The sequence below is a fragment of the Bariatricus sp. HCP28S3_F11 genome (assembly GCF_052065395.1).
Classification (GTDB): domain Bacteria; phylum Bacillota; class Clostridia; order Lachnospirales; family Lachnospiraceae; genus Allocoprococcus.
Genome location: NZ_JBQHUC010000007.1, coordinates 111,224 through 118,373 on the forward strand (window position 1 = coordinate 111,224; position 7,150 = coordinate 118,373).

Genomic DNA, 7,150 nt, shown 5'->3' on the forward strand with positions numbered 1-7,150 from the left:
TACGTTAGCAGGAGGAGAGAACATGCTTGATGTAATTAACACAGTCGTGAAAGCAGTCAACAAGGTTGTCTGGGGATGGCCTATGATTGTATTGCTGTTTGGAACCCATATTTTTATGACCGTACGAACCGGAGGAATTCAGAGATATATATTCAGGGGGATTCGTCTGTCTGTTGCGAAGGATCCGGATGGAGAAGGGGAGGTCAGCCAGTTCGGAGCGTTGACTACGGCGCTTGCATCAACCATCGGAACAGGTAATATTATCGGGGTAGGAACTGCAGTGGCGCTCGGAGGGCCGGGAGCGGTATTATGGTGCTGGCTTACCGGGGTATTTGGAATTGCCACGAAATACAGTGAAGCACTGATCGCCGTGAAATACCGCGTAAAGACTGAGGATGGGAGAATGCAAGGAGGGGCAATGTATGCCCTGGAATATGGATTGAAGAACAAAAAACTAGGAAAAGCTCTTGGATTGATGTTTGCTTTTTTTGCGGCATTTGCATCATTTGGAATCGGTTGTGCCACACAGGTCAATGCAATTGCTACTGTATGTAAAGAAAATCTGGGGATTCAGCCCTGGATCATTGGGATTGTTGTGGCGTTTTGTACTGCGATCGTGATTTTCGGGGGAATTAAAACAATTGCAAATGTATGCGAGAAGCTGGTGCCGTTTATGGCGTTGTTTTATGTTGTGGGATGCGTCATTATTCTTGGAATGAATTATGATTATATTATTCCGGCACTTGTGACGATCGTGAAGATGGCTTTTACTCCCGGAGCGGTGGCCGGAGGTCTTGTGGGAAGAGGAATCATGCTTGCCATGAGATATGGAATTGCGCGTGGACTGTTTTCAAATGAATCCGGTATGGGATCTGCACCGATCGCGGCAGCGGCCGCGCAGACACGAAATCCGGTGCGACAGGCTCTGGTTTCGGCAACAGGTACTTTCTGGGATACGGTTGTGGTATGTATGCTTACCGGGCTGGTACTGGTATCAACGATTATGAAGAATCCGGCGATCAATGCGAATGAGGTGAGTGACGGAGGTGTGCTTACTTCTATGGCGTTCAGCCAGATCCCGGTTATCGGTCCGATTATTCTGGTTGTGGGGATTATTTCATTTGCATATTCAACAGTACTTGGATGGGCATATTATGGGGAGCGTTGTGTGGAATATTTCGGCGGGAAGCGCGCGCTGGTTCCTTATCGTATTCTCTACATCATTGTAGCGGCAATCGCTCCAGTGGCTGCACTGGATCTGGTATGGCTGATTGCGGACACGTTAAATGCATTTATGGCGATTCCGAACTTGATCGCTGTTCTTGCCCTTTCTTCAGTCATCGTGGCAGAGACCCGAAAGTATATTAACAATATTGATGCAAGAGACACAACGCCGGTTCCAGTCGTAAAAAAATACTGTTGACAAATGAAAAAGAATGTATTAGGATATTTTCTATAGAATAGAAACCGTTGAGAAAGAGTAGTAGATTATCAAAGCAAGATCACAGAGAGCGGCAGGGGGTGTGATTGCCGTATGGAGCTGATAGTTGAATGGACTTTTGAGGGCAGCCTGAAATCTTTGGAGAGTATGGTATGTCGGGAACCCGACCCGTTATCAATGTGGAGTGTATGTTAGTACATGGAAGAGGACAGTCAGACTGTTGAAGTTGAGTGGTACCGCGTTAATATGAATTTATTACCGCCTCAATCCGGATAGGGTTGGGGCGCTTTTTATTATCGTGGCAGACATGAAAGTCGTACTTCTTACTAACGAAAGCAGAATTCCGGGCATATGGAATGAAGCAAGAAGGTCAATCATTATGAAAAGAGAAGGAGACAAAAATTATGAAAAAGAGAACAGTAGCAGTAATTTTGAGCATGGCAATGGCAGTTACAATGGTGGCAGGATGTGGCGCTAAGAAAGAAAGCAGTGGCGAGAAGAGTTATACAATCGGTATTTCACAGTTCGCCGAACACGGATCTCTGGATAATTGCCGTGAAGGATTTATTGAGGGACTAAAAGAAGAGGGGATTGAAGAAGGCAAGAACCTGACGATTGAATATAAGAATGCGGCAGCGGATATGGGAACGGCTTCCCAGATCGCGAGCAGTTTTGTTTCTGACAAGGTGGATATGATCTGTGGCATTGCGACACCAAGTGCGCAGAGCGCATACAATGCAGCAATGGATTCCGACATTCCGGTTATCTTTACAGCAGTAACGGACCCGGTTGCAGCAGAGCTTGCGGATGCAGACGGTAAACCGGTCGGTGAAGTGACAGGAACAAGCGATAAGCTGCCGGTTGAAGAGCAGCTTCGAATGATCCGAGAGGTTCTCCCGGATGCAAAGACGATCGGTATCATTTATACAACCAGTGAAGCAAACAGTGTTTCGGCGATTGAAGAATACAAAGAAAAAGTCGGTGATTATGGTTTTGAACTGGTAGAAAAGGGAATCACGAATACATCAGAAATCGCACTGGCAGCAGATGATCTTCTGACAAAAGTAGATTGCATTTCCAATCTGACAGACAATACCGTTGTAAATTCGCTTGCAACTATTCTGGATAAAGCAAACGCAGCGAAGGTTCCGGTATTCGGAAGTGAAATCGAGCAGGTTAAGATCGGTTGTCTTGCAGCAGAAGGTCTGGATTATGTAGCGCTTGGAAAGCAGACTGGTAAGATGGCAGCTAAAGTGCTGAAAGGTGAGGCGGCAGCTTCTGAGATTAACTTTGAGACCATCACGGAGGCAGGACTTTATCTGAATACAAAGGTTGCTGCAGATCTTGGAATTACACTTTCCGATGATCTGGTTTCCGGTGCAGTGGAAGTTTATGACAGTATTGCTGAGTAATATATTAGTATCAAGTAAAACGTTTATTGGATTAGAATTATACGATTTTGAAGAAAAGCGGGGTTTAATGGCATGAGTTTTGCAGTGTCTATTCTGGAGCAGGGGCTGATCTACGGTATCCTTTCTCTGGGAATCTATATCACATATAAAATACTGGATTTTCCGGATTTGACCGTAGATGGAAGTTTTCCTCTCGGAGCGGCGGTGACAGCACTTTTGATTACGAGAGGTGTGAATCCGTACCTGACACTTGTTGCGGCATTTCTGGTTGGAGTGATCGCGGGAATCTGTACGGGACTGATTCATGTGAAATGTAAAGTGCGGGATCTGTTGTCCGGCATTATTATGATGACAGCACTCTGGAGCATCAATCTGAGAGTTGCCGGAACTGCAAATGTGCCGTTATTTTCGCAGAAAACAATTTTTAAAAATGATGTAATTGATAAAGTGGTTCCGGAAGCATTATCAAAATACAGTACTCTGATCATGATTTTGATCATTGCAATATTCTGCAAAATTCTTTTGGATCTTTATATGAAAACTCAGTCAGGTTATCTGCTCCGTGCCGTCGGTGACAACGATAAGCTGGTGACTTCTCTGGCGAAAGATCAGGGAAATGTTAAAATCCTCGGCCTTGCGATTGCAAATGGACTTGTAGCGCTGGCGGGATGTGTGTTTTGTCAGGAGGAGAGAGTGTTCGAAATTTCCAGTGGTACCGGTGCTATGGTCATCGGACTTGCAAGTGTTATTATTGGTACGAGCATTTTCAAGAATCTGACATTTATGAAGACGACAACGGCAGTACTTGTAGGCTCTGTGATCTACAAGGCATGTGTGGCAATTGCGCTGAGAAGCTTTGAACCGCAGGATATGAAACTGATTACGGCAGTATTGTTCCTTGTGATTCTGGTGTTGAGTATGGAGAGAAAGAAGAAGGTGAAGAAGAATGCTGGAGCTTAGAGATATTCATAAGTATTATAATCCGGGAACCGTCAATGAAATGTGTCTTTTTCAGGATTTTAACCTGACGATTCGCGATGGAGAATTTGTTTCGGTGGTAGGAAGCAACGGCTCAGGCAAAACTTCTATGCTGAATATTATCTGCGGAAGTATTCCGGTGGAAGCGGGAAGCATTCTGATCGACGGAAAGGATATTACCAGGGAAAAGGAATATAAAAGAAACCGGAAGATTGGAAGGGTTTATCAGAATCCGGCGATGGGAACCTGCCCGTCCATGACGATTCTTGAAAATATGTCACTGGCGGATAATAAAGGAAAGTTCTTTGGACTGGGAAGAGGAACGAATAAAGCCAGAATCGAGTATTATCGGGAATCTCTGGCGCAGCTTGGCCTTGGACTTGAGGATAAGATGGATGTGAAAGTGGGATCTCTTTCTGGAGGCCAGAGGCAGGCGATGGCACTTTTGATGTCTACCATGACGCCGATCGAATTCCTGATTCTGGATGAGCATACGGCAGCGCTGGATCCGAAGACGGCGGAACTGATCATGGAACTGACGGATAAGATCGTGAAGGAGAAGAAACTGACTACAATTATGGTGACGCATAATCTCAGATATGCGGTGGAGTATGGAAACCGGCTTATTATGATGCACCAGGGTGAGTGCGTGATTGATAAGAGCGGGGAAGAGAAGGCGAAGATGCCGGTGGATGAGATATTGAAGATGTTTAATGAAATAAGTATTGAGTGTGGGAATTAGGGACGCCCGCGCAGATGCTCGGTAGGGATTACTCCGAGGCTGCGCTGCGGTGGAACTAGTGCACAAAACTGTAAGGGTCCGAGATGGTTGACCAATGGGTCGCCCACCTCGGGCCCTAACATTTTTGGCACGGATTTCCACCGCGCTTCGCTTAACCTCCGTAATCCCTACCGAACATCTGCGCGGGCTGGTACTTCCCAAGGACTCTACGTACGGTTGTTTGGGGGACGCGCGTGCGGGGCGAGGGCCCCTGGCGCTGGTGGGATGAGGAAGGGGAGGTTGAGGGAGAGTTTGTTGGGGCGAGGGCACCGGGCGCTTTGGATGTATTTGCTTTGTGATGAGGCGAAGAAGAAAGGGCTGGATTCGAAGGAGTATGCGCCGGATGCGATCCGCAGATGTGGTCTTTATCAGGGGGGCAAATCTGCGAAAGAAGGCAGGCGGCAGGGATTAGCTGAAGGGGCTGAAGAAAACGTTGTTTTCGAAGTTTGCACAGTGGGTTTTTGAGATGGATATCAAGCAGTGTACGGATGATCATCTGGATATTGATTTTCATTATTGTCCGCTGGTGAAAGCGTGGCAGAAGCAGGGATGTACGGATGAGGAAATCCGGGTGCTCTGTGATCATGCGATGTGTGGTGACAGGGGAATTGCGGAGAGTTTCGGATGCGAGCTGGATCTGCCCGCGACGATTGCGAATGGGGATGAGGTGTGTAAGATCCGGTTCGTGAGGAGAAAGAAATAGAAGGAAGTCTCATGGTTGCCTGGCACACAGTTGCTCTACGCTTCGTAGGTTGCTGTTTTTTTAAATGGAAGATACAATAAAGCTATGAAAAAACAGCAAAGAGAGGTAAATGTAAATGGGATATGTAATCGGAAAAACAAGAAAAGAACTGAGAGAAAAGAAAAAACTTACGCAGAAGGAGTATGTCCGGTCTGTGGAAATATTATTGCATCCGCAGGATTCGGGTCATTCACCTGCTGTGGAATCGTGCTACCTGAACAGGAGGCCGAGCAGCCGGAATAGGATCATCAGATTATGGTCGAAACTGTGGATAATTTAAAGGATAGGGGGATTTAGAAAAAGCAGATGTTTCGTGTTCATACGTGGAATGTCTGTTTTTTTCATGTTACTTTTCACACAGTAGCCAGCATTTACTGCGGGCTACGTGCCAAGAGCGTACATTAACTTTTTCATGTTTATATTTGGAGCAGTAAATACAAGAACATTGACTTAATCCGGGAGAAATGGTAAAATAGAAAAGCAAAATAAAGCACATAATATTGTTTTAAAATAATACAACAAACACAATATATAGTAGAAAGGAGACGATTTATGGATCTGAAGGATGTCAGAGTGATCAAGAAGGACGGAACGAAAGAAGAATTTAATGTACAGAAAGTCGTTGTGGCTGTCAATAAATCTGCCTATCGTGCCCTGATTCAGTTTACGGAGGAAGACATTCAGTTCATCTGCCGGTTTGTGGAAGAGAAGGTCCTTGAGCTGGGAGTGAAGGAGATTCAGATTGCCCAGATGCACAATGTGGTGGAAGGCGCTCTGGAGAAAGTGAATCCGATCGTGGCAAAGAGTTACCGGGATTACCGGAATTATAAGCAGGATTTTGTGCACATGCTGGATGAGGTTTACCGGAAGAGCCAGTCGATCATGTACATCGGGGATAAGGAGAACAGTAATACGGACAGTGCGCTGGTGTCTACGAAGAGAAGTCTGATTTTCAATGAATTGAACAAAGAGCTTTATAAGAAATTTTTCCTGACTGTGGAGGAGCTTCAGGCGATCCGGGAAGGGTATATTTATATTCACGATATGTCAGCGCGCAGGGATACGATGAACTGCTGCCTGTTTGATGTGAAAAATGTTCTGACCGGAGGGTTCGAGATGGGAAATCTGTGGTATAATGAACCCAAGACACTGGACACAGCCTTTGATGTGATCGGAGATATTGTGCTGAGCGCTGCAAGCCAGCAGTACGGAGGATTTACGGTGCCGAGTGTGGATGAGATCCTGGAGCCATATGCCGAGAAGTCACATAAATTACATCTTGAAAAATATCGTTCACTGGGGCTTCCGGAAGAGGCCGCACAGGAAGTAGCGTGGAAGGATCTTGAAAAAGAGATGGAGCAGGGCTTCCAGGGATGGGAATATAAATTCAACTCTGTTTCATCAAGCCGCGGGGACTATCCGTTCATCACCGTGACGAGTGGAACGAATATCAGTAAATATGGAAAGCTGATTACGAAAACTATGCTGGAGGTTCGCAAGAACGGTCAGGGTAAGGCCGGACATAAAAAGCCGGTATTATTCCCGAAACTTGTATTTCTGTATGATGAGAAGCTTCATGGACCGGGAGCTCCGGCGGAGGATCTGTTTGAAGCCGGGATTGAATGTTCGAGAAAAACGATGTATCCTGATTGGCTGAGCCTTACCGGAAAAGGGTATGTTCCAAGGTAACTATTCAGAACCACCCTTATTCAAAGATGAAATCAGGGTGGCCTGAGATCGCATTTTTGATTGCTTCGTAAGCATTGTATCCCTGCTTATGTGCCGTACCAACGTAG

At 45.9% G+C, this 7,150-nt stretch carries 7 protein-coding genes, 1 pseudogene and 1 other annotated feature; all 8 genes and pseudogenes read left to right on the plus strand.

The genetic code is table 11. From position 1 onward, the window contains the following. Positions 1-22: 22 nt before the first annotated feature. Positions 23-1,423 (plus strand): alanine/glycine:cation symporter family protein, encoded by a 1,401-nt coding sequence (locus ACTNBR_RS05515; protein WP_427805561.1) that lies wholly within the window; start codon positions 23-25, stop codon positions 1,421-1,423. Positions 1,424-1,461: 38 nt separating this feature from the next. Next, positions 1,462-1,710, plus strand: a binding site (T-box leader). Between the two features lie 135 nt (positions 1,711-1,845). Further along, on the plus strand, positions 1,846-2,853 hold the full coding sequence (locus ACTNBR_RS05520; protein WP_427820494.1) for an ABC transporter substrate-binding protein: 1,008 nt from the start codon (positions 1,846-1,848) through the stop codon (positions 2,851-2,853). A 72-nt stretch (positions 2,854-2,925) separates the two neighbouring features. Further along, the gene (locus tag ACTNBR_RS05525) at positions 2,926-3,813 is read left to right on the plus strand and encodes an ABC transporter permease (protein WP_427805563.1); all 888 of its coding nucleotides are present in this window, start codon (positions 2,926-2,928) and stop codon (positions 3,811-3,813) included. Beyond that, on the plus strand, positions 3,800-4,573 hold the full coding sequence (locus ACTNBR_RS05530; RefSeq protein ID WP_427805564.1) for an ABC transporter ATP-binding protein: 774 nt from the start codon (positions 3,800-3,802) through the stop codon (positions 4,571-4,573). The genes ACTNBR_RS05525 and ACTNBR_RS05530 overlap by 14 nt, the downstream gene beginning before the upstream one ends. 279 nt (positions 4,574-4,852) lie before the next feature. Then, positions 4,853-5,077, plus strand: a complete 225-nt coding sequence (locus ACTNBR_RS05535) for a hypothetical protein (protein ID WP_441016867.1) — start codon at positions 4,853-4,855, stop codon at positions 5,075-5,077. 1 nt (position 5,078) lies between these two features. Beyond that, positions 5,079-5,315, plus strand: a complete 237-nt coding sequence (locus ACTNBR_RS05540) for an L-2-amino-thiazoline-4-carboxylic acid hydrolase (protein WP_441016864.1) — start codon at positions 5,079-5,081, stop codon at positions 5,313-5,315. Positions 5,316-5,399: 84 nt separating this feature from the next. After that, a complete protein-coding gene (locus ACTNBR_RS05545; protein WP_427820497.1) occupies positions 5,400-5,597 on the plus strand; it encodes a hypothetical protein in 198 nt (65 codons plus the stop codon). A 309-nt stretch (positions 5,598-5,906) separates the two neighbouring features. Further along, positions 5,907-7,034, plus strand: a pseudogene (nrdD, locus tag ACTNBR_RS05550) (anaerobic ribonucleoside-triphosphate reductase); the annotation flags it as partial. Between the last annotated feature and the right edge of the window lie 116 nt (positions 7,035-7,150).